This is a genomic window from Thermococcus sp. CX2 (genome assembly GCF_012027555.1).
In the GTDB taxonomy this organism is placed as follows: domain Archaea; phylum Methanobacteriota_B; class Thermococci; order Thermococcales; family Thermococcaceae; genus Thermococcus.
In genome coordinates, this window is the sequence record NZ_SNUQ01000002.1 from 359260 (window position 1) to 381363 (window position 22104).

The 22104-nt window shown below is 53.9% G+C and carries 25 protein-coding genes; 12 read left to right on the forward strand and 13 right to left on the reverse strand.

The annotated features are described in order from the left end of the window. Positions 1–53 precede the first annotated feature (53 nt). Entirely contained in the window at positions 54–1391 is a 1338-nt protein-coding gene (locus E3E23_RS06205; RefSeq protein WP_167907211.1) for an ornithine aminotransferase, read from the forward strand. Positions 1392–1449: 58 nt separating this feature from the next. Further along, complete coding sequence (locus E3E23_RS06210; protein ID WP_167907212.1) at positions 1450–2049, forward strand: ECF transporter S component; 600 nt, start codon at positions 1450–1452, stop codon at positions 2047–2049. On the opposite strand, the gene E3E23_RS06215 is transcribed toward E3E23_RS06210, so the two are convergent. From E3E23_RS06215 to E3E23_RS06230, 4 genes are all read right to left on the reverse strand, one after another. Further along, the gene (locus E3E23_RS06215; RefSeq protein WP_167907213.1) at positions 2046–2330 is read right to left on the reverse strand and encodes a family 4B encapsulin nanocompartment shell protein; all 285 of its coding nucleotides are present in this window, start codon (positions 2328–2330) and stop codon (positions 2046–2048) included. The genes E3E23_RS06210 and E3E23_RS06215 overlap by 4 nt on opposite strands. Next, positions 2317–2994 (reverse strand): deoxyribose-phosphate aldolase, encoded by a 678-nt coding sequence (deoC, locus tag E3E23_RS06220; protein ID WP_167907214.1) that lies wholly within the window; start codon positions 2992–2994, stop codon positions 2317–2319. Before deoC ends, E3E23_RS06215 begins: the two co-directional genes overlap by 14 nt. A gap of 237 nt (positions 2995–3231) precedes the next feature. Further along, positions 3232–3537 carry a hypothetical protein gene (locus tag E3E23_RS06225; protein ID WP_167907215.1) on the reverse strand — a complete coding sequence of 102 codons (306 nt, stop codon included), beginning with the start codon at positions 3535–3537 and terminating at the stop codon, positions 3232–3234. A gap of 30 nt (positions 3538–3567) precedes the next feature. Then, positions 3568–4785 (reverse strand): CGP-CTERM-anchored Cys-rich protein, encoded by a 1218-nt coding sequence (locus tag E3E23_RS06230; protein WP_167907216.1) that lies wholly within the window; start codon positions 4783–4785, stop codon positions 3568–3570. Positions 4786–4900: 115 nt separating this feature from the next. Here E3E23_RS06230 and eno point away from each other — a divergent pair, with 115 nt between their 5' ends. The 3 genes from eno (at position 4901) to E3E23_RS06245 (ending at position 7438) form a co-directional block, all read left to right on the forward strand. Continuing rightward, positions 4901–6193 carry a phosphopyruvate hydratase gene (gene eno / locus E3E23_RS06235; RefSeq protein ID WP_167907510.1) on the forward strand — a complete coding sequence of 431 codons (1293 nt, stop codon included), beginning with the start codon at positions 4901–4903 and terminating at the stop codon, positions 6191–6193. A 186-nt stretch (positions 6194–6379) separates the two neighbouring features. Beyond that, positions 6380–6601, forward strand: a complete 222-nt coding sequence (locus E3E23_RS06240) for a hypothetical protein (RefSeq protein WP_167907217.1) — start codon at positions 6380–6382, stop codon at positions 6599–6601. Continuing rightward, positions 6602–7438: a radical SAM protein gene (locus E3E23_RS06245; protein ID WP_167907218.1), complete on the forward strand. Its 837-nt coding sequence runs from the start codon at positions 6602–6604 to the stop codon at positions 7436–7438. 65 nt (positions 7439–7503) lie between these two features. Here the strand turns inward: E3E23_RS06245 and E3E23_RS06250 are convergent, their stop codons facing one another. From E3E23_RS06250 to E3E23_RS06260, 3 genes are read right to left on the reverse strand one after another with little or no spacing between them, the layout of a single operon-like run. Further along, a complete protein-coding gene (locus E3E23_RS06250) occupies positions 7504–7956 on the reverse strand; it encodes an Lrp/AsnC family transcriptional regulator (protein WP_167907512.1) in 453 nt (150 codons plus the stop codon). Between the two features lie 55 nt (positions 7957–8011). After that, complete coding sequence (locus E3E23_RS06255) at positions 8012–8566, reverse strand: XTP/dITP diphosphatase (RefSeq protein ID WP_167907219.1); 555 nt, start codon at positions 8564–8566, stop codon at positions 8012–8014. Between the two features lie 43 nt (positions 8567–8609). After that, the gene (locus E3E23_RS06260; RefSeq protein ID WP_167907514.1) at positions 8610–9098 is read right to left on the reverse strand and encodes an adenosine-specific kinase; all 489 of its coding nucleotides are present in this window, start codon (positions 9096–9098) and stop codon (positions 8610–8612) included. A gap of 58 nt (positions 9099–9156) precedes the next feature. Between E3E23_RS06260 and E3E23_RS06265 the strand changes: the two genes are divergently transcribed. After that, a complete protein-coding gene (locus tag E3E23_RS06265; protein WP_167907220.1) occupies positions 9157–10071 on the forward strand; it encodes an Lrp/AsnC family transcriptional regulator in 915 nt (304 codons plus the stop codon). On the opposite strand, the gene E3E23_RS06270 is transcribed toward E3E23_RS06265, so the two are convergent. Beyond that, the gene (locus E3E23_RS06270; protein ID WP_167907221.1) at positions 10060–10992 is read right to left on the reverse strand and encodes an SPASM domain-containing protein; all 933 of its coding nucleotides are present in this window, start codon (positions 10990–10992) and stop codon (positions 10060–10062) included. The two genes, E3E23_RS06265 and E3E23_RS06270, sit on opposite strands and share 12 nt — an antisense overlap. A 108-nt stretch (positions 10993–11100) precedes the next feature. Next, on the reverse strand, positions 11101–11529 hold the full coding sequence (locus E3E23_RS06275) for a molybdenum cofactor biosynthesis protein MoaE (protein WP_167907222.1): 429 nt from the start codon (positions 11527–11529) through the stop codon (positions 11101–11103). A gap of 98 nt (positions 11530–11627) precedes the next feature. On the opposite strand from E3E23_RS06275, the gene E3E23_RS06280 reads away from it, so the two are divergent. Further along, on the forward strand, positions 11628–12509 hold the full coding sequence (locus E3E23_RS06280) for a hypothetical protein (protein WP_167907223.1): 882 nt from the start codon (positions 11628–11630) through the stop codon (positions 12507–12509). Here the strand turns inward: E3E23_RS06280 and E3E23_RS06285 are convergent. The 4 genes from E3E23_RS06285 to E3E23_RS06300 form a co-directional block, all read right to left on the reverse strand. Next, positions 12502–13200 (reverse strand): ThiF family adenylyltransferase, encoded by a 699-nt coding sequence (locus E3E23_RS06285; protein ID WP_167907224.1) that lies wholly within the window; start codon positions 13198–13200, stop codon positions 12502–12504. The two genes, E3E23_RS06280 and E3E23_RS06285, sit on opposite strands and share 8 nt — an antisense overlap. Before the next feature lies 1 nt (position 13201). Then, positions 13202–13468, reverse strand: coding sequence for a ubiquitin-like small modifier protein 1 (locus E3E23_RS06290; protein WP_167907516.1), 267 nt, complete (start codon positions 13466–13468; stop codon positions 13202–13204). Positions 13469–13608: 140 nt separating this feature from the next. Next, positions 13609–14121, reverse strand: coding sequence for a CDP-2,3-bis-(O-geranylgeranyl)-sn-glycerol synthase (locus tag E3E23_RS06295; RefSeq protein ID WP_167907225.1), 513 nt, complete (start codon positions 14119–14121; stop codon positions 13609–13611). Positions 14122–14161: 40 nt separating this feature from the next. After that, the gene (locus E3E23_RS06300) at positions 14162–14683 is read right to left on the reverse strand and encodes a MarR family transcriptional regulator (RefSeq protein ID WP_167907227.1); all 522 of its coding nucleotides are present in this window, start codon (positions 14681–14683) and stop codon (positions 14162–14164) included. Between the two features lie 126 nt (positions 14684–14809). Here E3E23_RS06300 and E3E23_RS06305 point away from each other — a divergent pair, with 126 nt between their 5' ends. The 5 genes from E3E23_RS06305 to E3E23_RS06325 are packed head-to-tail and all read left to right on the forward strand — an operon-like array spanning position 14810 to position 22104. Continuing rightward, positions 14810–17068: a hydrophobe/amphiphile efflux-3 (HAE3) family transporter gene (locus E3E23_RS06305; RefSeq protein ID WP_206205644.1), complete on the forward strand. Its 2259-nt coding sequence runs from the start codon at positions 14810–14812 to the stop codon at positions 17066–17068. Continuing rightward, a complete protein-coding gene (locus tag E3E23_RS06310) occupies positions 17065–19437 on the forward strand; it encodes a COG1361 S-layer family protein (RefSeq protein WP_167907229.1) in 2373 nt (790 codons plus the stop codon). Before E3E23_RS06305 ends, E3E23_RS06310 begins: the two co-directional genes overlap by 4 nt. 52 nt (positions 19438–19489) lie before the next feature. Continuing rightward, complete coding sequence (locus tag E3E23_RS06315; protein ID WP_167907519.1) at positions 19490–20389, forward strand: LEA type 2 family protein; 900 nt, start codon at positions 19490–19492, stop codon at positions 20387–20389. 51 nt (positions 20390–20440) lie between these two features. Continuing rightward, positions 20441–20953, forward strand: a complete 513-nt coding sequence (locus E3E23_RS06320) for a DUF3201 domain-containing protein (protein ID WP_167907521.1) — start codon at positions 20441–20443, stop codon at positions 20951–20953. A 2-nt stretch (positions 20954–20955) separates the two neighbouring features. Further along, positions 20956–22104, forward strand: coding sequence for an RsmB/NOP family class I SAM-dependent RNA methyltransferase (locus E3E23_RS06325; protein WP_167907231.1), 1149 nt, complete (start codon positions 20956–20958; stop codon positions 22102–22104).

Here is a 22104-nt window from a genome sequence, read left to right on the forward strand (position 1 = left end):
TGATGAACATAGAATTATATAGGGGGAGTTCCTTCTCCCATCGGTGATTCATGATGGCGATTAGGCCAAATGTTAAGGAGCTCCCCGGGCCGAAGGCTCAGGAGATAATAAAGAAGAACTTCGAGGCTCTGGCAGTTACCACCCAGGACCCCGAGACCCTCCCAATAGTCATCGACCATGGTGATGGCATACTCGTCTACGACGTCGATGGAAACGTCTTCTACGACTTCGGAAGCGGCGTCGGTGTTCTCAACGTCGGCCACGTCCACCCGCGCGTAGTTGAGGCCGTCAAGAGGCAGGCCGAGAAGTTCACTCACTTCGCTCTGAACGACTTCTTCTACGAGAACGCTGTCATACTCGCCCAGAAGCTTGCCGAACTGGCTCCAGGCGACTTCCCAAAGAAGGTCGTCTACCAGAACAGCGGTGCGGAAGCCAACGAGGCCATGATGAAGCTCGTCAAGTACGGCACCGGCAGGAAGAGGTTCATAGCCTTCTATCACGCCTTCCACGGCAGGACCCAGGCCGTTCTGAGCTTGACCGCGAGCAAGTGGGTCCAGCAGGAGCGCTTCTTCCCGACCATGCCCGGCGTCGAGCACGTACCCTATCCGAACCCCTACAGGAACCCCTGGCACATCGACGGCTATGCCGAGCCGGACGAGCTCGTTAACAGGGTAATCGAGTTCATCGAGGAGTACGTGTTCAGGCACGTTCCACCCGAAGAGGTTGGCGCCATAGTCTTCGAGCCCATCCAGGGTGAGGGCGGCTACGTTGTCCCGCCGAAGAACTTCTTCAGGGAGCTCAAGAAGCTGGCTGACAACTACGGAATACTCCTAGCTGACGACGAGGTTCAGATGGGCGTCGGAAGGACGGGCAGGTTCTGGGCCATTGAACACTTCGATGTTGCCCCGGACACCATCCAGTTCGGAAAGGCCATAGGCGGTGGAATTCCGCTCGCTGGTGTCGTCCACAGAGCAGATATCGCCTTCGACAAGCCAGGAAGGCACGCCTCGACCTTCGGCGGCAACCCAGTGGCAATAGCGGCCGGAATAGAGGTGGTGGAGATAGTCAAGGAGCTCCTCCCGCACGTCCAGGAGGTCGGCGACTATCTCCACAAGTACCTCAAGGAGTTCGAGGAGCACTATGAAGTCATCGGCGACGCCCGCGGTCTCGGACTTGCCCAGGCGGTCGAGATAGTCAAGAACAAGGACACCAAGGAGAAGAATCCAGGGCTGAGGGACAGAATCGTCAAGGAGGCCGTCAAGCGCGGGCTTATTCTCCTCGGCTGCGGCGACAACAGCATAAGGTTCATCCCGCCACTCATCATAACCAAGGAAGAGATAGACGTGGCAATGGAGATCTTCGAGGAGGCCCTCAAGGCCGCTCTCAAGTGAATCTCTTCTTCCCAAACTTTTTTATAAAGTTGTAATTGAACTCTCCAGGTGGTAAGCCATGGCAGACCTAACTGAGATGCTCAAGCCTTACGTACCCTACGTGCTCGGAGGAGCAATCATAGTCTACCTCGCCTACCTCTGGGCCAACAGGAAGAAGTTCAGGAGCGCCAACGTGATGGCGATATCGGCGATGATGGCGGCAGTTGTCGGCGTTACAACGGCCTTCGTCACGGTAACGATTCCTGCCACCGGGGGCTACCTCAACTTCGGTGACACGATGGTCATGTTCGCGGCGATGGTTTTTGGGCCAGTGGTTGGAGTCTTCGCGGGTGGAGTCGGTTCGGCCCTGGGGGATGTCCTAGCCGGCTACCCAGGATGGGCGCCGATAACGCTCGTAGTCAAGGGACTCGAGGGCTTAGCTGTCGGATACCTCGCCAAGAGAAGCGACAACGTCTCAACCCTCGTCATCGCGGGCATCGTCGGCGGAATAATCATGATATCAGGATACTTCCTCTTCGAGGCCTACATGTTCGGAGTCGTGGCGGCTTATCAGGAAGTGCCGGCAAATATCGTTCAGGCCGTTACCGGAGTGCTCGTTGGCACGGGACTTGCACAGGCAATAAAGAAGAGATATCCGGAAGTCGAGGATCTCATTTAAACTTCCAACCTCTTTATTTCTTCCCACATTTTGTTCTCTTCAAGCAGGGGTTCCACGGAGATTCTCCTTGATGCCCGCTTTATCTGGCCGAGATACTTGGAGTCCGCGACGACTGCATCGTAGCCCAGCTCTTCTATCCTGTAAATCTTGAGCCCGCATTGACTCAGAAATTCGGCTGAGTGCTTCAAAAATCCCGGGCCAACGAGGAGAATGTCAGGCTCGAGGCCCTCCGTCTTAAGTTCCTGGATGGCCCTCTGGAGGATATCCCTAACTTCCTGCACTCCTTGCCCCCTCCGCGATTTTTACACCGCTCGAGGTTCCGATCCTGTTCGCACCGGCCTCTATCATGGCAAGGGCCTGCTCGTAGGTTCTGATTCCTCCAGATGCTTTGACACCCATCTCTGGGCCGACTACCTTCCTCATCAGCCTGACGTCCTCTACCGTTGCCCCACCGGTTCCAAAGCCCGTGGAGGTCTTAACAAAGTCCGCTCCAGCCTCCTTCGCCAGCTCACAGGCCTTAACCTTCTCTTCCTCGCTCAGATAGCAGGTCTCGATGATGACCTTCACTATCGCCCCCCTCTCGTGGGCGACCTTCACGACTTCTTCTATGTCCTTTTTGACGTAGTCGTAGTTTTTGTCCTTCAGCGCGCCAATGTTTATCACCATATCCAGCTCATCGGCACCGTCCTCAAGGGCTTTCCTCGCCTCGAAGACCTTCACCTCGGTGGGTGTTGCCCCCAGGGGGAAGCCTATGACCGTCGCGACTTTGACACCGCTCCCCTTGAGCCGCTCTTTGGCTAGCTTAACACGGTAAGGGTTGACGCAGACGGCGTAGAAGCCGTACTCCTTTGCTTCGTCGCAGAGCTTGATTATGTCCTCCTCAGTAGCGTAGGGCTTAAGGTTGGTGTGGTCTATGTACTTGGCAACATCAATCTCATGGGCCATCGGTACCACCTGATACTACCAACGGTGAAAGGTATTTTAGACCTTTTCCCCCAGAAATGAGAACTCTACCGGAAAATCCACGGCCTCTTTTTGGAGCTTAGCCAAGCTTTAAGCGTTTTTCCGAGCATCCGTAAAAATATTCACTATTCCAGAGACATCCCAACAAAGGTTTCGAAGGGGCTTCGTTTCCACTGGAAAAGTTCAAAAATGAAACTCAAAAAGGCCCTCTCCAGACCACTAGTCCCTCAGGGCTTTTAAGGACTCTATGAACCGCTTTCCCACTTCTTCCTCTCCAAAAATGGGCTCCTCTTCACCGTTAACTATGCGCTCAAGTGTTTCCACGGCATTGTCCCAGAGCTCTTCGAAGCTGGAACCTCCCTCGATAGGGTTCCTTAACACGTGCCACTTTCCGTTCTCGTAGTCGTAGACGATTATCCTTGGTATGTAGTCCAAGTCCATGAAAGTGTTGTCCAGACTCAGCTCCACCCTAAAGCCATCCAGCTCGAGAAAACCCTCTTCACGAAGCCGTCTTTTCCAGTCCATGGTGAAAAGTTGGAGATGAGGTTTAAAAGCTCACCTCTTCCGCAGGAGGACAGCCAACGACAGCCCAACGATTAAGGCGGGACCACATATCCCGCCGTTTGGTGAACTCTCCGTCGACGTGGTAGCATCTGTGGATGGAGGCTGGGTTATTGTTGGACCAACATAGGCCGTTCCGTTTGGAAGGTCGTAGGTGGGTGCCTTATCGGTGATGCACCTGACCAGCATGGGGTTGGAGCTCTCATCGTACGGTATCCACGCGTAGGTGCCGTTCTTCGTCTCGTACCAGCCAATGTGGGAGTTCGGCCCAGCCTTCCCCGGCTTTGCAATTTTTGCTATCGCCGCTATGTCTTCGTCACTCATCTCCAATACGCCGTTCTCCCGCAGCCACTGGAGCTCGACCTTCACCGCCTCGGAGAAGTTCACCTCGGAGGGATCAACCACAGGAACGAGCCTTCCACTCATGGGTTCCATGAATGTCAGCGCCGGGTTGCAGTCAACACCAAAGGCCAAGAGAAAATCCTTAACGGCGGCTTCAACCTCTCCAGGCTCCATGTCGTAAGCTTCAACCTCCACCCTCACGGGACCCGCCCGGATAACTTTCTCAGGATCAATCCCGTGCTCCCTCAGGCAGGATTCAAATGCCGGGTTCGGCTTCCAGGTGCAGACTCCGTTCAGGCAGCCGCAGGAGGTCATCCCGAGGCAGCTGTACCACTCACGGTAGACGCAGGGAGTCACTATCTTGGACGCCTCAGCCCTTAGCGCGCAGACTTCCCCAGAACAGCCACCCGTGGCGCAGTCGGCATCAGTTGTGCACTCTCCACCGCTCAGCGGCGTCAGTGTTATTGTTACGTTGCCTCTGGTGAAAGTTAAGTTGTCCTCAGTTCTCCAACCGTCTTCCCTCAGCTTTTCGAGGGCTTCACCCGTTATCAGAAGGGAAGCGTTGAATGCCGTTTGGCTTACCCCAACATCTCTCCACTCCATCGGAATCTCCATCCTGAGGTGGGGACCGTCGCTGGCGTTCCAGAGGATGACAGCGAGCCTTTTGTCGTAGTGCGAGCGGTAGATGAAAGTGCCGTTTTCAATCAGTGCGTTGTGGAGGGCGGCAAATGGTGGATACGGCCTGTAAACTATCCCCGGCTTGTTAAGAACAACCTCCACGGCGTAGGCATCAGCAGGACTCATGCAGGCCCAAGCGAGCGGAGTGAATGCAAACATCAGCAGGACAGCAAGAACTAACACATTTTTCATTCTCTCACCAGCAATTAATTGTCCTCAAAATATATACGCCTATCTATCTCTTCAGCAAGGTTCGAAGCTAAAAGCTTTATATGGTGGGCGGCCAATATCACCCGAGGTGATTGCTATGGAGAATCCCTTTGAGATAACTGCCGTTATAGCAAGGGAGATACTCGACAGCAGGGGAAACCCGACTGTCGAGGTCGAAGTCTACACGCCGATAAGCATGGGAAGGGCGGCCGTTCCGAGTGGCGCTTCCACCGGAACCCACGAGGCCCTTGAGCTTCGCGACGGAGGAAAGCGCTACCACGGGAAAGGTGTTAGAAGGGCAGTCGAGAACGTAAACAAGATAATCGCCCCCGAGCTCATCGGAATGGACGTCACCTGGCAGAGAGACATCGATATGCTCATGCTCGAGCTCGACGGCACCGAGAACAAGAGCAACCTCGGTGCAAACGCTATCCTCGGCGTTTCTCTGGCCGTTGCTAAGGCCGCCGCCAACGCCCTCGGCCTTCCGCTTTACCAGTACATAGGCGGAACCAACGCCTACGTAATGCCCGTTCCAATGAGCAACGTCATCAACGGCGGCGTTCACGCTGGAAACGAGCTCGACTTCCAGGAGTTCATGATAATGCCCGTTGGTGCAGCCTCCTTCAGGGAGGCCATAATGTGGGTCAGCGAGACCTACCACGTTCTTAAGAGCGTCATAGCCGAGAAGTACGGCAAGGGTGCAATAAACGTTGGAGACGAGGGTGGCTTCGCACCGCCAATGAAAGAGGTTACCGAGCCCCTCGAGACCCTCATAAAGGCCATCGAGGAGGCTGGCTACAAGCCCGGCGACGAGATTGCCCTGGCTATAGATGCCGCATCCAGCGAGTTCTACCACCCGGACATCGGCAAGTACGTCGTTGCCGGCAAGGAGTACACGAGGGAAGAGCTCGTTGACCTCTACAAGGAGCTCGTCTCGAGCTATCCGATAGTTTCCATCGAGGACCCGTTCCAGGAGGAGGACTGGGAGGGCTTCAAGCTCATCACCAAAGAGCTCGGCGGCAAGATACAGATAGTCGGCGACGACCTCTTCGTCACCAACCCGAAGAGGATAAGGAAGGGCATCGAGATGGGTGCCGCCAACGCGCTCCTCCTCAAGGTCAACCAGATTGGAACGCTGAGCGAGGCCATAGATGCCGCCTACACAGCCTTTAGGGCTGGCTACGGCGTCGTCGTCTCCCACAGGAGTGGAGAGACCGAGGATGCTACCATAGCAGACCTTGCCGTTGCCCTTAACGCCGGCCAGATAAAGACCGGTGCTCCAGCCAGGAGCGACAGGAACGCCAAGTACAACCAGCTCATCAGGATCGAAGAGGAGCTCGAGGGCATCGCGTACTATCCGGGCAGGAAGTTCAGGAACCCGTTCTTCTGAGCTGTTCTCTTTCTTTTCCACATTATTGGCCAGTAAGGGTTTTTAACTTCGGCTTCAACGTTTTTTGAACTCGCCAGAACCAGCAGAGTGGGTTCATCCTGGGAGGCCTCAACCAATGAAAAATGGCTATCAAACTTTCCGAGTAGACTCTGCCCCCTGCAACCCCCGTTCTATAGAGGTGGTTGAATGACATCAAGGAAGAAGCTCAAAATCTACATCCCCGGCATCAAGTTCCCCTCGCAGGACCGGGGGGTTTCACCCCCCACGTCCTTGCTAACCCCCTCCCCCCGGATGTGGGGCTTTACTCCACGTGAACCGGGAAACTACGTTTCCCAGGCCCTTCCTTCTTTTCTAAACACCGGAGGGGGCTCCGCCCCCTGCAACCCCCTGTTCTGCGAGGTGGTTTAAATGGCAGAACGAAAAAAGCTGAAGATCTACATCCCAGGCATCAAATTTCCCTCAATCTCACTCACGGGCAACTACTGCTCCCTTAACTGCGCCCACTGCGGGAGGCACTATCTGGAGAGGATGAGAAAACCCGCGCGAAGGGAGCTCCTCGACTACTGTATGAATCTGGAAAAGGAAGGCTATACCGGCTGTCTCCTCAGCGGCGGCATGGATTCCAGGTTGAAGGTACCACTGGATAAGTACGCGGACGAGCTGAAGGAAATAAAGAGGAGGACGAGCTTAAAGCTCAACGCCCACGTTGGATTCATAGACGAGAGCGATTTGGAGTGGGTCAAATACGTTGACGTCGTTTCCCTCGACTTCGTCGGCGATAACGATGTTATAAGGCGCGTTTACAGGATAGACAAGACCGTCGAGGACTACCTCAGAATCCTCGACCTGCTGAGCGAGGCCGGCGTTCGCGTTGCGCCGCACATAACCATAGGCCTCGACTTCGGGAGGATTCACTGGGAGTACAAGGCAATAGACATGCTCCTTCAGTACCCGATAGACGTCATCGTCCTCGATGTGCTCATCCCAACGAAGGGCACGGAGATGGAGGGGGTTCAGAAACCGAGCGTTGATGAAGCCATCAGGGTTGTTGAATACGCAAGGAAGAAGTTCGACGGCGAGCTCAGCATAGGATGCATGAGACCCTTAGGGAAGTGGCGCGTAGATTTCGACAGGAGGGCAGTTCTGGCTGGCATTGACAGACTGACAAATCCACCAAGAAAAGTTATCGAATGGGCAAAAACTGTAAGGGAAGTCGAGATAATCTACGAGTGCTGCGTCATGTAGGGCTCAGGAAACCTCGCATCATCATAAAATCAGAAAGGAGAACGCCAATCATCGCCCCCAGGCTTTTACAGTTCCTCCTTCACGGTAACGAAGGAGACCATCGTTACGGTCTGGCCCACTCCCTTTATCTCCCTCAGCCTGTCCACGACTATCTTTCCAACCTCCTCGGATGAGGGGGCGCGAACCTTAATGAGCAGATCCCACTCTCCCGCTATTATGTGGACTTCGTAGACACCATCGAGGGCCGCTATTCTCTCGGCCACTTCGCGCTGACTTAATCCTGAGTCGGGCTCGTATCTGGCGAGGATGAATGCTGTAGTGCCAAGGTTAAGCTTTTTGTAGTTCGGCTTAACTGTGAACTTCTCGATTACTCCCTCGTCCACGAGCTTTTTGATGCGGTAGTGGACGGTGGTCCTCGGGATACCCAGCTTCTTGCTGAGCGAGGCTATGTTCTCCCTGGCGTTTTCCTTAAGTTCCTTCAACAGCTTCATATCGGTGGCATCGAGTGAGGAAACCATCGCGACCCCCTTCGTCACTTATCCAACTGCAATCATAAAACTTGGTAGGATATGCTTATTTAAGGTTTTCCTTTAGCCACTCTGAAAAAGCCTTAAGCGCCCGACCTCTGTGTGATATTCTGTTCTTTTCGGCGGTTGTCATTTCGGCAAAAGTTTTTTCGAAACCTGAAGGTCTGAATATTGGGTCAAAGCCAAAGCCCATGTCCCCCCTCTTCTCGTGGATTATCTCCCCGTGAACGACTCCCGTGAAGAGGTGGGCCTCCCCGTCCCAGTAAGCAACGACGCTCTTGAAGTATGCCTTCCTGTTCTCAACGCCCTCCAAGAGCTTGAGCAGTCCCTCGTTGCCCAGCGTTTTGTAAACGTAAGCGGAGTAGACACCCGGAAATCCGCCGAGGGCCTCAACGAAGAGCCCTGAATCATCGAGGAAGAATGGTTCCTTCAGCTTCCTGCTCAGCCACTCGAGACCGAAAAGAGCAACTTCCTCAAGAGTCTCCGCTTGTATCTCTGGATACTCAACCCTGAGCTGATAAACTTCAACGCCCAGAGGTTCAAAGTACTTCCGTGCCTCCTCAACCTTACCAGGATTAGAAGTGATAAAAGCCAGCCTCATCGGATCACCAAAAACTGAAGAAGAGGAGGACGATAAAAAGCTTTCAGTCTATCTTGTAGCCTATCTTCTCAACGAGCTCGCGCCTCTCGGCCTTCTGCTCCTCAGTTTCAATCTTGTTGGCAGCCTTCCCGTCCACAACTCCAAGAACGGATCTTCCGAGTTCGGTTTCAGCTACTATCACCTGGAAAGGATTTTCGCTGGCGCCATAAACCATGGCAACCGTCGGGTGGTTCTTGATAGTGTTGAGAACGTTTATCGGAAAAGCGTTTTTCATCAGGATCACGAAGACATGCCCCGCGCCTATCTTAAGGGCGTTCTTGGCGGCGAGCTTCTCAAGCTCCTCGTCGTTGCCAGTGAAGCGTGTCAGCTGAGGTTTGGCCTCGTTCATGGCTATACCAAACTTTATTCCCGGAACCGTTGTGAGCAGGGCCTTGGCAAGGTCATCAACGGTGAATATTGAGAAGTTGCCCTGTCCGATTATTACCTCAACGCCCTCGGGCTTCTCAATATCAACGACCTCTATCTTCACCATTGCCACCACCGGAAAAAATTTAATATCGCAGATGATTTAACTTTTTCCGTGAGGTAAAATGGTCGAGCTGAATATAGAAGAAGTAGAATTTCTCGTCGAGCTCTTGAATAAATATCCCACGGAGAGCCTCCGAAAGATTGCCGAACTGGAGGGAATCGATTATTACAAGCTCAAGCGCCTTTATGACAGATATTACGGTGAACACGTTCAAGTCAACGCCATGTACGATATAGCCAAACTGGGCCTGAGAAGTTACGTCGCCTTTCTCTCCGTCCCCCAAAACGATCTCCGATTTGTTGCCCACCGGATGTATCAAAACCCGTTCATCGTTCACCAATGCGCGATTTTCGGTTTCAAAAACGGAATAAACGCCGTCCTCCACATCCCAAAGGAGCAGATCAAATACATCGACGAGATGCTGACCAAATACTCCGAGGATTACGAGTATTATGAGGTCAGGGCATATCCACCCGCCAAGAAGAGAGAATTCGGAGAGTGGAGGTACAGCTACGACTACGCCGTGCTGATGGACATCCTAAAGTGGGACGCCAGAACTCCGATGAAGGAGATATCCAAAATGCTCGGAAAGACAAGGCCGACGATTAGGTACATGATAAACAAGCTTAAGGAAGACGGCATATTAACAGGCTTCTTTGCGAATATAGAGGTAGACACCTACGACAGGGGGGTCTTAGGAATAACGTCCACACTCGATGAAGCAGTTCTCGAGCGCTTTAGGGACTACGAGATAATGGTTGGCGTCCTGGACAACAATAAATATATTTTCGAGTGGTTTTTCTCATCCAAAGAGGACCTCGGAACAAAGCTGTTCGAATTCAGCAACTACGTGGAGAAGGTCGCCATTGAATACTTTGATCTACTGGCGGACATAGAGAAAAACCGCAAATACGCGAGGTTCTCCAAGATGGTCAAAAAAGATGGGAGCGGCTACCGCTCGATACTAGAGTTCTAGCGGGCAGTACTCAAGGCCATAGACGTCCCCAGTTGCCTGATACTCCAGGGCCCTGCAGTCATGGCAGATATACTTGAAAGGACAATGGCTGCAGCCTTCTATCTTATCCTTTGTGAGCCTCCAGAACTCCTTGAGACGCCTTTTCCTGAGAACCTTTTTGAGCCTAACTTCCTTGACGTCCGCCACTATGTAGTTCCTCAGCAGCGGGCACGGAAGGGCGTAGCCTTCGGCCGTTATAGCAACCGTTCCGGAGAGGCAGTCGTGGTACTCCTCGGAGCTCGCGTTGATAACCCTCTTCATCTCTATAACGTTGAAGTCGAGCTTTCTGGCAGAACCCGGGTACAATACGTCAACGTAGATTTCTCCGGGAAATGCGGTGCTGAGACTTCTGAGCTCATCGTACTGCTTGGCGGTGGCCATAACCAGCGCTCCATGAAGCCAGCCGTGGGCCTCAAGCCGCTTGATGTTTTCTTCCGAGTACTCAAGCTCAGCGATGAAGTGAACATCCTCCACTGGATGGATTAATTCGAGATCCTCGAGTTTAACTACGGCATAGACTTCAGGAACCCCAATTTCCGCCGCATAGGACGCGATACTAGTGAGGTACTCAATGCGGTCGTAGTTGGTGAGCCACAGCTCCCTCCCACCGAGCTCCTTGAACTCCCTTATTAGTTCCCTGACGCGCTCTGGACTGAGCGGCTCGCGCCTGAGTATGAAAGAGTTGTTCCCGATGCAGCCTATCGAGCGGGGAATGCCAGTGACCTCTGAAAACCTCCCGTTTCCAGCTCCGAGCTGGAGTATGAGCCTCTCAAGCTTGCCACTGTGTGTCCTGTGGCTCCAGGGTGGTTTCCCCACTGAGACTATATTCGGCGAGGCGTTCACCCCAGCGGCATTAGTGCTATCGTAAACGACCTTCTCCATTGGACCCCCACCGGGGGAGGGATGGACAAAAGCGTATATATACTTTTTCTATTCCGATTTTGCACACTACTGACAGTAGTTTGCAAAAAGTGGAGAGAACAGAAGTGTTCATTTGTCCGGCAGTACCTTGTCGCCTTCGATCCAGAAAGTGCCCTCGTCGGTCACCTCCCTCTTCCACACAGGGACGCGCCTCTTGACTTCGTCGATGGCCCAGATACAGGCATCAAACGCTTCCTTTCTGTGCTTTCCACTGGCCACTATCAGTATCGTGTCTTCCCCGACTTCAAGCTCACCGTAGCGGTGCCATATCAGGATGTCGATGATGGGGAACTTCTCAAGCGCCTCTTCCCGTATGCGCTCCATTTCTTTTACCGCCATCTCCTCGTAGGCCTCGTAGATGAGCTTCTTGACCCTCCTGCCATGATTCTCGTTCCTGACCTTCCCAAGGAAGAACACGTAGCCTCCAGCCTCCGGAACGAGGAGATAGCTCAGAGCCTCGTTGAGGTCGAAAGGTTCGGTGGTAATCCTAACCTTCATATCCATCCCCCATTTAACTACTCACTTGGAGCTTTAAATCTGACGAGTTAATAAAAAGGTTTAAGTGATCGCCGGTCAAAGGGAGAAAGGTGAAAGGAATGAAAAAATACGCGTTGGTGCTCGTTCTAATTTTGCTCACAGGGTTCACAGCAGGCTGTATATCCTCCAACGGTCAAGCCAGCACGACATCGAGCGAGAGCCCCGTTTCTGAATCACAAACGGCGAGCTCACCGACCACCACACACCAGCAAACGACCACCACAACAACTGCCGCGACTGAAACTCCAACGAGCACAGAAAGAGGTTACAGCACGGAGGAGCTCCTCAAGGGGGTTTCTGAAATAAGGCAGTTTACGTACACCAGCAACGCCACCATCTCGATGAACGTGACCATTGAACAGGAAGGAATTAGCCAGAAGGATCACGTGAACCTCACCATCATCGAGGAGAGCTACGTAGATTTCGACTCGTGGAGCGCTTGGATAAACTCAACGACGATAAGCCAGCCCGACGGCGCTTCCACGTCCATCTCGTACATAACCGTGAACAACGTCACCTACGTCAAGACCGCCGTCGGATGGATGAAAGCCGACGACGAGACCCTCAGAGAGCTGATCTGGGAATATAACATCGTGAGCCTCGCCAGGAAGTACCTCGCCAGGGAGCCCGAAGAGAGGGTCGAAGGGGATGTTCTAACACTCAGATACAGGCTCGATGCGGACGACCTAAAAGTCCTCGCCAGTGCCTACTTCGCATCAACTCCCGACACGGAAATAAGCGTAGATGATGGCATTCTGGAGCTCCAGTTCAGGGACGGAATCCTCGTTGGTGGGAGCATAAGCTACACCGTTAGCGCAAAAACCTCGGTCAGCGACCCGACGCTCGGAAACATGACTATAATACAGGAGGGTACGTGGAGCGAAGTTATAGAGATAACGGGCATCAACGAAAAGAAAAGCGTAAAGGAGCCCTCTACTTGAGCTCGATCACGTCGAAGATGTTGAAGGCCAAATCGACTATCAAGAGCTGATTAATAAGGGGCTCGCCTATGCCAGTTAGAAGCTTTATGACCTCCATGGCCTGAATTGCCCCGACGACGCCTGCTGTCGCCCCCAGAATCGGGAATTTCTCTTTCTTTTCTCTAACATTCGGGAAGATTTCCCTGAGGCTCTTCGTAATTCCAGGGAATATTGTCGTTACCTGGCCGTAGGTTCCCTCCACGGCACCGTGTACGAGGGGAACCCTCCTCCTGTGGGCGTAGTCGTCGAGGAGGAAGCGAGTTCCAAAGTTGTCGAGGCAGTCCACGATGATGTCAACGCCGTCAAGGACGGAATCGATGTTCTCCTCGCTTAAACGGCCCACGAAGGTCTCGATTTTTATGTCCGAGTTAAAGCGCTCCAGCTTCCATTTTGCCGACAGCGGCTTGGGGTTCTTCCCAAGGTCCTCTTCCCAGTGGAGTATCTGCCTGTTGAGGTTGCTCAGCTCTGGCTCCTGCTCGTCTATGAGGAGGAGCGTGCCGATTCCAGCGGCGGCTAAATAGTAAGCAACTGGACTCCCGAGACCGCCAACGCCAACCACTGCCACCTTGGAGTTCTTGAGCTTCTCCTGGCCCTCTTTTCCGAATATCATTATCTGCCTGTCGTAGCGCTCAATTTCGCGCTCGGTCAGCATATCAACCACCGCTCACGGGAGGGAAGATTGCCACGATGTCACCATCGCGCAGAACCTCGTCGAAGCTCACGTACCTACCGTTTCTGGAGACATTCACGTCGGCCAAGTCGTCGTCCTCGGCGAAGACCTCGTTCTTCAGAACGGGATGGCGCTCCTTCAGGATATCAATCAAGTTTCTCACGGTTACTCCCTCTGGGACCTCAAGCTCTTCCTCACTTTTACCAACGAGCGAGCGGAAGCGGGCGAAGTACCTCACCTTGACTTTCACTTGCACCACCGAGGAGTTTTGGGAGAGGGAGTTAAAAAGGGTTGCTGGATATTGGTGGCTAATCGTCGGTCCCCTTTCAACCTTTGGTCAGTTTTTGCCTATAAGGAACGGGAAGAAACGACGAATGAAAACAGAAAAGCTCACCACGGCACGCTCTTCCAGCCCATCCTGTAGGCGAAGTAGTTAGCCCCCCAGTGGACGAATGGCGAGACAATAAGGAGGAAAATTATCTGGCCAGAATCGAGCGTCTTAACGGGATAGGCAAAGGCCAGAGCAGAGATTAAAAAGCCCAGCTGGTCGAGGCCAATGGCTGGATAGCCCCTCGGCAGGTTGGCGCGTCTCTTGAAGAAGCTGCCCACGAGGTCGCCGAAAAGCGCGCCAAAGGACAACAGAAAGGCCAGGAGAATGGCCGTCTCGAGGGAGCCGTAGAAGTCGGGCGTGAGGAAGTACTGGATGACTCCGGAGGCCGTTCCTATGGCAACGCCGCCAATGAAGCCGCGCCACGTCTTCCCGTCGCCGAAGATCCTCCTGCCATCACCCCAGGTTCTACCACCATCAATAGGCCTGCCACCACCCACGAGAACTGGGGAGGCGTTGGCGATGTAAGCTGGAACTATGTACCAGAAGGCCCAGAGTAGTGATGAAAGCGACATTTCCTCACCCCGATTGAACTCCCAGAGGTTGGTTTTAAAGCTACCGCTTTTCCCCACCCTCAAGGCAGGTAATGAGCCTCTCAAGGACTTCCTCGTCGTCGTGGCTCATGATGAAGCGGAGTATCCTTCCCGCCAGCTCGTTCCTTTTCATGGCAACCTCTATGCTCTCCCTGACGAAATCGGCCTCTGGACCGGTTTCGTCTCCCAGGGCCTCCAAAGCCTTTCGAAGGTTGTCCTTCATCTGTTCGATGTCTTCGAGTATTCTGTTGTAATAAGCGGCCTGCCTCCAGTCCTTCAGGAGCTTGGTGGCTTTGTAGTAGGCCTTCTTGTCGCCCGGCTTCTTGATCCTAACGACTAGGCCGAGGCTTTCCATGGACTTGAGGGCCGTGCTCACATGGGAGAGTGAATACCCCGTGAGCTCCGCTATCTCGCCGAGGCTCATTGGCTCCCTCGCGAGAAATAGGACTCCGTAAATGTAGCCGTAAAGCTCGCTGAAGCCAAATCTCCTGGCGGCATTCGCGAAGTGCTCCATGACTATTCGACGTGCTTCTTCAACTCCCACAGCCAACACCCCCGATTCCAGCGATTGAATTCGACATGAAAATGACAAAGGTCAATCAGCAAAAGGTTTTTAAAGTTTCAGATATTTAAAACTTTCGGAAATTTCCAAAAGTTCGGAGGGAACCTGATGGCAGTGCTGCGTAAGGTCGCAAAGATAATAGTGAAGTACAGGGTGGCATTTGCACTCATAGCGATATTCCTGCTGGTTGTTTCCATCTATGGGATCCAAAACCTGCGCTTCGAGAGCGACTTAAGGAGCATGCTCCCTGAGGGGCACCCAGCGATAGAGGACTACAACACACTCCAAAATGAATTTCAGAGCAGCGACAGCGCGCTGATAGTGGTCAAGGTGGATTCCATAGAGCCAGGAGGAGTGTACGACATTAGGGACCCCCAAGTAATCCAGGCCATCTACGAGCTCGAGCAGAGGCTCCGCCAGAGGGAGTACGTAACCGACACCATAAGCATAGCGGACGTTTACATGCAGGTTCTCGGCCGTCTTCCAGAAACGGAAGAAGAGGCTAAGTTCGTACTCGATATGCTTCCCGCAGAGACAAGAAGCCAGCTCGTGAGCAGGGACTACACGATGACGATAATAGTGGTAACCGTGAGCAGAGAGAAGAACTCGAAAACGCTCGCAAGAGTTTACGAGGGAATTCAAGCGGACATAAACGACGTCAAGTTTCCGAAGAACGTGAAGGTGGTCCAGACTGGCAACATAGGCATAACCTACAGGATACTGGAGCTTCTCCAGAGCGACCTGAACAAGACCATGGCAATATCCTTCGTCCTCGTTCTGGGATTGCTGCTCTACTTCTACCGTTCGCCAGTTAAAGCACTGATTCCGCTCACCCCCTTAGTGTTCGGCGTTACCATGACGCTTGGGGCGATGGGGCTCCTTGGAATACCCCTCGACATGGCGACGACCACGATAGGCGCGATGCTCATAGGAATGGGCATAGACTACGGAGTCCACGTGACCAACCGCTACTATGAGGAGAGAAAGAGGGGAAGGAGCATAGAAGAGGCCGCGGAGGAGGCGATAGCCGAGACTGGAAAAGCACTCTTGGGAGCGGCGCTGACGACCGTTGCAGGCTTTGCCGCGATGTATCTCTCCAGCCTCCCGATGCTCCACAACCTCGCGACCACCTTGATCCTCGGCCTTGGCTTAGCGGCCCTAAACGCGGTCGTGATAACGCCTGCGGTGATAATCCTCGAGGAAGACGTGATGAAGAGGCTGAAGGGGCACTACGAGGTGCCCGAGATACGCTCCCACTCGGGCATCTTAGGAGAAGCGTTCCGCTCCCTGGGAGAGGGCATCAGGAGGAGACCCTTCACTTTCCTCGGTGCGGTCTTCTTGATAACCCTGGTCTTCGGCTATGGAGTAACGCAGGTGACCACGGAGGTTAGGCTTGAGAAGTTCGTTCCCAAGGGTATGCCCGAGATAGAGGCACTGAAGGACGTGCGCAGTGATTTCGGCGGGCAGGACGAGCTCTACGTTCTCGTCAAGGCGGACGACGTCAGGGATCCCACCCTCGTGAGGAGCATCTACCGCTTTGAGAACGAAATAACGGCGGACTCCTACTACAACAACGTCTTCGACTCGGAGAGCATAGCCGACATTGTCGTCGAAAAATACGGCTACATCCCGAACGACGAGGAAAAAATCAGAGAGGCACTGAAGGACTACGAGGGGCAGAACCTGGTGTCCTCCGACTATTCCATGACACTGATTAAGTTCACGGGCGACTTCGGCGGTGTGAGCATCAACGATTTCAGGAGGATAATGAGCTACTTCGAAGAGGCGATTAAAACCGCGGACTTTCCGCCAGGAGTGAGCCTCTCCCTGACCGGCGACATCTACCTCAACTACGTCCTCGACAGCCTAACGAACGAGGAAATCAACCGCATCTCGACCTATGGAACGGTCTTTGTCATCTTGATAGTCCTGATTCTCTTCAAGCGCCCGAAGGTTTCCATCGCGATGATAACCCCAATGTTCCTCGGTGCCCTCTGGACGGTCGGATTCATGGGCTTGGCCGGCATTCCCTTCACCCAGACCCTTGCGGGTGTCATCTCGATGATAGTCGGCCTTGGCGTCGATTATGGAATGCACCTGAGCCACCGCTTCCTCGAGGAGAGGGAGAAAGGGAACCCGCGCCCGATAGTAACGTCCGTCGAGAACGTCGGGCCGGGAATCCTCGTGGGGGCGCTGACAACGGCCGGGGGCTTCTTAGCGCTCCTCGCGGGGGAACTGCCAACCATACACGACTTTGGGCTTACACTGGCGTTTGGAATATTCGCCTCGGTGTTGGCATCTTACCTCGTCACACCCGCATTACTGCAGATATTTTATGGTAAAGATCTTGGAGGTGGTTCGAGATGAAAAAAGTAGCCGGAACTCTTATCCTGCTCCTCATCACAAGCCTGTTCGCATCGGGCGTAAGCGCCTCGCAGGGAAGCCCGCTCTTCGAGGGCTACCTGAGCAAGGGTGAGGCCATACTCGTGGGGCCGCTCGTGATCTCACTGGTGGACACACAGAAGGACTACGGAAACGGGGAGTACTACGCCTTCCTCGTGATACTAAAGGACGGGAAGATACTCAACGCCGAGTACAAGACGATATACGTGCCCGACCCCGAGAAGATTCAGAGGCTCCTCCTCAACCCGGAGTTCCTGCTGGCCCTCGCCGAAACTCAGGGCTACGACGTGGAGGCGTGTTCCCAGTACGTCAACGACAGCGCCGCCTTCAACGCCTGCCTGATAGCCAATGCCTTTGGATTCTACCAGTGGCTCCAGAGCGCATCTCCGACGGAAATCGCCGATGCCGTGATGCGGACCATTGAGGAGCATCCAGAACTCGGAATCAGGAAGGAAGACGTTCTGATGCAGATAACCTATCCCGACATAACTCCAGTCAGGGAAGGCGAGACGGTAGAGGTTGATGTGGACGACGAGAAGGTCTACGTAACGGTACTGGAGGTTTATCCCAACGGAATCAAGGTAAGCATAAGCGGGCCGCCGGAGTGGAGGGCCGCCACCGCCCCGGGAGTTGTGATATCGAGCGTTGAAATGCCCGATACAGTTCAGCCCGGCGATACGATAACTATTAAGGTCCACCTCAGGAACGAGGGTGCATTAAAGGTCCGCTACCTCAACGTCTTCGTCTCCCCGACACCAATGAGCTTCAACGAGAGTTCCTCGATAGCGAGTGCCATATCGATGGCCCTGAGCCAGAGCGGAGTTTCCCAGAGCGTCTTCTACCCCGAAGGAAGCGCGGTTCAGTACATCGAGTACTTGGAAGGGAAGGAGAACGCCACGCTTACCTTCCGGATAAAGATAAACCCAAACGCGGATGTGGGAACGTATCCCCTCTACGTCGGCGTCGTGTACTTCACTGGGCTGGGCTCCAACATGAAGATGGTCCAGAGCTACAACTTCGTTGCCCTGACTGTCAGCAGGAATAGGGAAGGCTTCATCGAGATAACGAAGGTCGAGACGATTCCGGAAGAGATAAGCCCCGGCGATACGTTCACGGTGAGATTCACGATAAAGAACACCGGGGCCCAACCCGTCAAAGCCCTGAGCCTCAAGATAATCTCCTACCAGGTGCCAATACAGGGGGAGGTCAAGAACGTCGACCTCTCGGCCCTTTCCCAGATCCCCATCCAGGGGAGTGAAGGGCTGAGCGAGAGCCTTCAGACGGCGCTTAACCAGATAATGGGGGAGCTCGCCAGACAGAACGTCGAGGCATTCCTGCCGGTTGGGGAGGACAACGTAAAGTACGTTGCCGAGCTCGAACCGGGCCAGAACGCGACGCTGGAGTTCAGGATTAAGGTCAACGACAAGCTCGAGAACGGGATATACCCCCTCCGGGTGGAGCTGAAGTACCTGAGCGCACCCGACGATAAGGAGATAAGCGACGAGAGGTTGGTCGGCATAGACGTCACCGGAAAGGCGGAGCTTCTCCTGTCGAAAGTCTCAACATCACCTGGCAAGGTCCTCCCTGGAACGGGCAACGTGGAAATCGACCTCCAGGTGGACAACGTTGGAACAGGAACCGCGAGGACGGTGATCCTGAAGCCCCAGCCGTCGTGGCCGTTCAAGCTGAGTGAAACGAGCCAGCAGCTAATAAACCTCGGAACGCTCGGCAAGGGCGACTCGGCAAAGGCCTCCTTCAGGGTTGACGTTGCAGAGAACGCCACCTCGGGAATCTACGAGATCCCGCTCTTAGTGACGTATACCAACGACCTCGGGATGGAGAAGAACGTTACGCTGAGGGTTCCCGTTATAATCGCCGCCAAGCCGAATATAGAGGTCGTAAACGTTAGATTTGAACCCGAGCCCCTCCAGGGGGAGAGCGTCAAGGTCTACATTACCCTGAAGAACACGGGCGGAGAGAAGGCCACGAGCGTGCTCATTGAGGGTGTTGTGAAGGCCGACCAGCCCTTCACCCTCGACAAGAGAACGGACTACGTCGGTGACCTTGCACCGGGGGCGACGGGAGAAGGGGTCATAATCTTGAGGGTCGACAGTGACGCCATCCCGAAGGATTACAAGATTCAGCTAAGGATCAGGGCCGTTGGAGACCCGAACCAGGGAGACGACAACGTCTACGTCTTTGAGAGGACGATTGACGTAACGGTTCAGGAAAACACCAAGACCTCCACCAACCTCAGGAACCTTGCGGTGGTCGTGGGAATCCTCGTAGTGCTGACGGTGATCTACACATACCGGAAAGGCAGGGCCTCCTGATGGCCTGGAAACATTTAAACTCACAAATACCATAACAAAAACGGTGAGAGACATGAACTGGAAAATCGCCATAGCGGGTGTATTCCTCGCTATCATCCTGTGGCTCGGTTACGTCGCCTACGCGGTGCTCACGATCCAGCCCAGCATCCAGGCCCAATGGGGTTATGTCGACGAGAACACGACCGAGATATGGATAACGGCGCACCTCAACAAGCCCCTGCTCGTTCCAGCGTCGGTGGAGAACACCAGCCTTGACTTCCTAGGTATCCCTGTGGCGAGCGTGGAGAGGTTCGACTACGGGGCCACGAAAAGGGACATCACCCTTGCCATAGCCATAGACAACAGAAACCTCGTCGATGCCCTCGTGAGATACATGGACAACGGACAGAAGGGCTACGTCGTCTTTCACCTGCGGGGCAAGCTCTTTGGAGTGGTGCCGATAGACGAGAACGTGACCACCCAGATAAGCGAGGACATACTTCAGTATCTCAACATAACCGCCGAGAGCAGAGACGTAGGCATCGCCAAGACCCCGGCACTAATCGAGACGACAACAGACTGGGCGGGAACTCGGGGAGACAACGCCGTGATAATCAACCACCTGAAGCTCTACAACCCCAACCCGTTCCCGCTGCCCATAGGTGGCGTCGGATACACGATATACGTAAACGACATCAAAATAGGCCAGGGTACCATAGTCAAGAGCGTGGTTCTCCCGGCCAGGGGGTACGGAACGGTCGACGTTGAGACGTTAATTGACACTAAGATCCTTCCCAGGGTCTGGGCTGAGCACATAAAGAACGGCGAGGTCAGCAGGGTAAGGGCCGAGATATACCTCGACGTCACCGTGCTGAATATTAGCTACAAGATGGAGCTGGCGACCGTTGACGAGACCATCCAGACCGATATAATGGGAGAGCTGAACAACATGCTCCAGAATCTGATTAAATGAACGGATGAAAGTTTTTAAGCCCCCCACCTTTTCCCTTTTCTGGTGAGAGAAATGGACGTGAGAGAAGTTCACGAGTTCCTCAATGGGATGTGGGAGAGCATCTTCAGGCTCAACGAAGAGCTAAAGGCCGAACTTCCCGAACTTGGCTTCAAGGTCGAGGACGTCGAGGAGGTCTTTGGCGCCTACATCTACCTCGACGGCGAGTGGAAGCTGATGAAGTATCCCCACCCGGCCTTCGAGATAAAGCCGCAGGGAGAAGTGGGCGTTACCCTCCAGGGATACTACTTCGTCTTTGCGATCCCAAAGGAAAAAGTGGGAAGGGAGCTCGTTGAGAGGTTCGTGGAGAGCTTTGACGAGGCCTTCATCTACGGGGGAACCAACTTCCTCGACGACATCTACGGGCCAACCAAAAGGGCGAGCGTCGATGAGATTATGGAGCTGATAGCCCAGAGTGACGAGGAGGTTTTTCAGTTCGAGGCCGATTTTAAGAGTGTTGATGAGCTCAAGAAGGGCCTTATGGAGTTCATAACCTTTGCCAAAGCACTTGGCGCCCTGGAGGTTTAGCCGTGTACGAGGAGGCGTTTCCGCCCGAGCTCAGGGAGTACTACCAAAAGCTCTTCGGGAGTGAAGCCAAGGAGATAATGGCCTCCCTCAGGACGCCCGTGGAGAAGTACTACATTAGAGTCAACACCCTCAAGACGAGCCGCTCCAAGCTGATGTCCATCCTGAGGAAAGAGGGACTGAAGCCAAAGCGAAGCCCCTACCTCAAGGAGGGTATATACTTCGAGAGGGAAGGCCCGAACTTTCCAGATGATTACGAGCCGGGCTTACCCGTCGTGAGGGCCAACAAGTTCGCGGCGGAGAGCGTTTATCAAGGAGCAATGCTCTACGCCCCTGGAGTCCTTCAGGCGGACAAGAAGATAAAGCCAGGCGACGAGGTCGAGATTCGCGATCCGAAAGGCCTTCTCGTTGGGATTGGGATAGCAAAGATGAGCGCCAAGGAGATGATAACCTCGACCAGGGGCATAGCCGTGGAGGTAACCCTGCCGAAGTTCAAGTTACCGAGCCTGAGCGAGCTGGAGAGCTTTAAAGAGGGCCTCTTCTATGCCCAGAGCCTACCCTCAATGGTGGTGGCGAGGGTTCTTGAGCCGAGCGAGGAGGAGCTGATAGTCGATATGGCCGCCGCTCCAGGCGGGAAGACGAGCCACATAGCCCAGTTGATGGAAAACCGCGGAGAGATAATTGCCATCGACAAGTCCAAGAACAGACTGAGGAAGATGGAAGAAGAGCTAAAGAGGCTCGGCGTCAAGAACGTCAAGCTCCTCCACATGGACTCCCGAAAGCTACCCGAGCTTGGAATAGAGGCGGATAAGATACTCCTCGACGCTCCATGCACAGCCCTCGGCATAAGGCCCAAGCTCTGGGAGAGTAGGACGCCTAAAGATATTGAAGCCACCGCCCGCTATCAGAGGCACTTCATCAACGCAGCGATAAAGTCCCTCAAGAAGGGAGGCATTCTCGTTTACTCCACCTGCACGCTGAGCTACGAGGAGAACGAGGCCAACGTGCGCTACATGGTGCACAAAGGTTTAAAGCTTGAAGAGCAGAGCCTCTTTATAGGCTCGGCTGGTATTGATATGGACGAGGCCCAGAGGTTTTATCCCCACAAACACCTTACCCAGGGCTTCTTCATAGCAAAACTTAGGAAGGTGTAG

Excerpts from the sequence above, each read along its gene's own strand:
- E3E23_RS06205 (WP_167907211.1), top strand. The coding sequence starts at position 54 with ATGGCGATTAGGCCAAATGTTAAGGAGCTCCCCGGGCCGAAGGCTCAG.
- E3E23_RS06210 (WP_167907212.1), top strand. The coding sequence starts at position 1,450 with ATGGCAGACCTAACTGAGATGCTCAAGCCTTACGTACCCTACGTGCTC.
- deoC (WP_167907214.1), bottom strand. The coding sequence starts at position 2,994 with ATGGCCCATGAGATTGATGTTGCCAAGTACATAGACCACACCAACCTT.
- E3E23_RS06225 (WP_167907215.1), bottom strand. The coding sequence starts at position 3,537 with ATGGACTGGAAAAGACGGCTTCGTGAAGAGGGTTTTCTCGAGCTGGAT.
- E3E23_RS06230 (WP_167907216.1), bottom strand. The coding sequence starts at position 4,785 with ATGAAAAATGTGTTAGTTCTTGCTGTCCTGCTGATGTTTGCATTCACT.
- eno (WP_167907510.1), top strand. The coding sequence starts at position 4,901 with ATGGAGAATCCCTTTGAGATAACTGCCGTTATAGCAAGGGAGATACTC.
- E3E23_RS06240 (WP_167907217.1), top strand. The coding sequence starts at position 6,380 with ATGACATCAAGGAAGAAGCTCAAAATCTACATCCCCGGCATCAAGTTC.
- E3E23_RS06245 (WP_167907218.1), top strand. The coding sequence starts at position 6,602 with ATGGCAGAACGAAAAAAGCTGAAGATCTACATCCCAGGCATCAAATTT.
- E3E23_RS06250 (WP_167907512.1), bottom strand. The coding sequence starts at position 7,956 with ATGGTTTCCTCACTCGATGCCACCGATATGAAGCTGTTGAAGGAACTT.
- E3E23_RS06255 (WP_167907219.1), bottom strand. The coding sequence starts at position 8,566 with ATGAGGCTGGCTTTTATCACTTCTAATCCTGGTAAGGTTGAGGAGGCA.
- E3E23_RS06260 (WP_167907514.1), bottom strand. The coding sequence starts at position 9,098 with ATGGTGAAGATAGAGGTCGTTGATATTGAGAAGCCCGAGGGCGTTGAG.
- E3E23_RS06265 (WP_167907220.1), top strand. The coding sequence starts at position 9,157 with ATGGTCGAGCTGAATATAGAAGAAGTAGAATTTCTCGTCGAGCTCTTG.
- E3E23_RS06270 (WP_167907221.1), bottom strand. The coding sequence starts at position 10,992 with ATGGAGAAGGTCGTTTACGATAGCACTAATGCCGCTGGGGTGAACGCC.
- E3E23_RS06275 (WP_167907222.1), bottom strand. The coding sequence starts at position 11,529 with ATGAAGGTTAGGATTACCACCGAACCTTTCGACCTCAACGAGGCTCTG.
- E3E23_RS06280 (WP_167907223.1), top strand. The coding sequence starts at position 11,628 with ATGAAAAAATACGCGTTGGTGCTCGTTCTAATTTTGCTCACAGGGTTC.
- E3E23_RS06285 (WP_167907224.1), bottom strand. The coding sequence starts at position 13,200 with ATGCTGACCGAGCGCGAAATTGAGCGCTACGACAGGCAGATAATGATA.
- E3E23_RS06295 (WP_167907225.1), bottom strand. The coding sequence starts at position 14,121 with ATGTCGCTTTCATCACTACTCTGGGCCTTCTGGTACATAGTTCCAGCT.
- E3E23_RS06305 (WP_206205644.1), top strand. The coding sequence starts at position 14,810 with ATGGCAGTGCTGCGTAAGGTCGCAAAGATAATAGTGAAGTACAGGGTG.
- E3E23_RS06310 (WP_167907229.1), top strand. The coding sequence starts at position 17,065 with ATGAAAAAAGTAGCCGGAACTCTTATCCTGCTCCTCATCACAAGCCTG.
- E3E23_RS06315 (WP_167907519.1), top strand. The coding sequence starts at position 19,490 with ATGAACTGGAAAATCGCCATAGCGGGTGTATTCCTCGCTATCATCCTG.
- E3E23_RS06320 (WP_167907521.1), top strand. The coding sequence starts at position 20,441 with ATGGACGTGAGAGAAGTTCACGAGTTCCTCAATGGGATGTGGGAGAGC.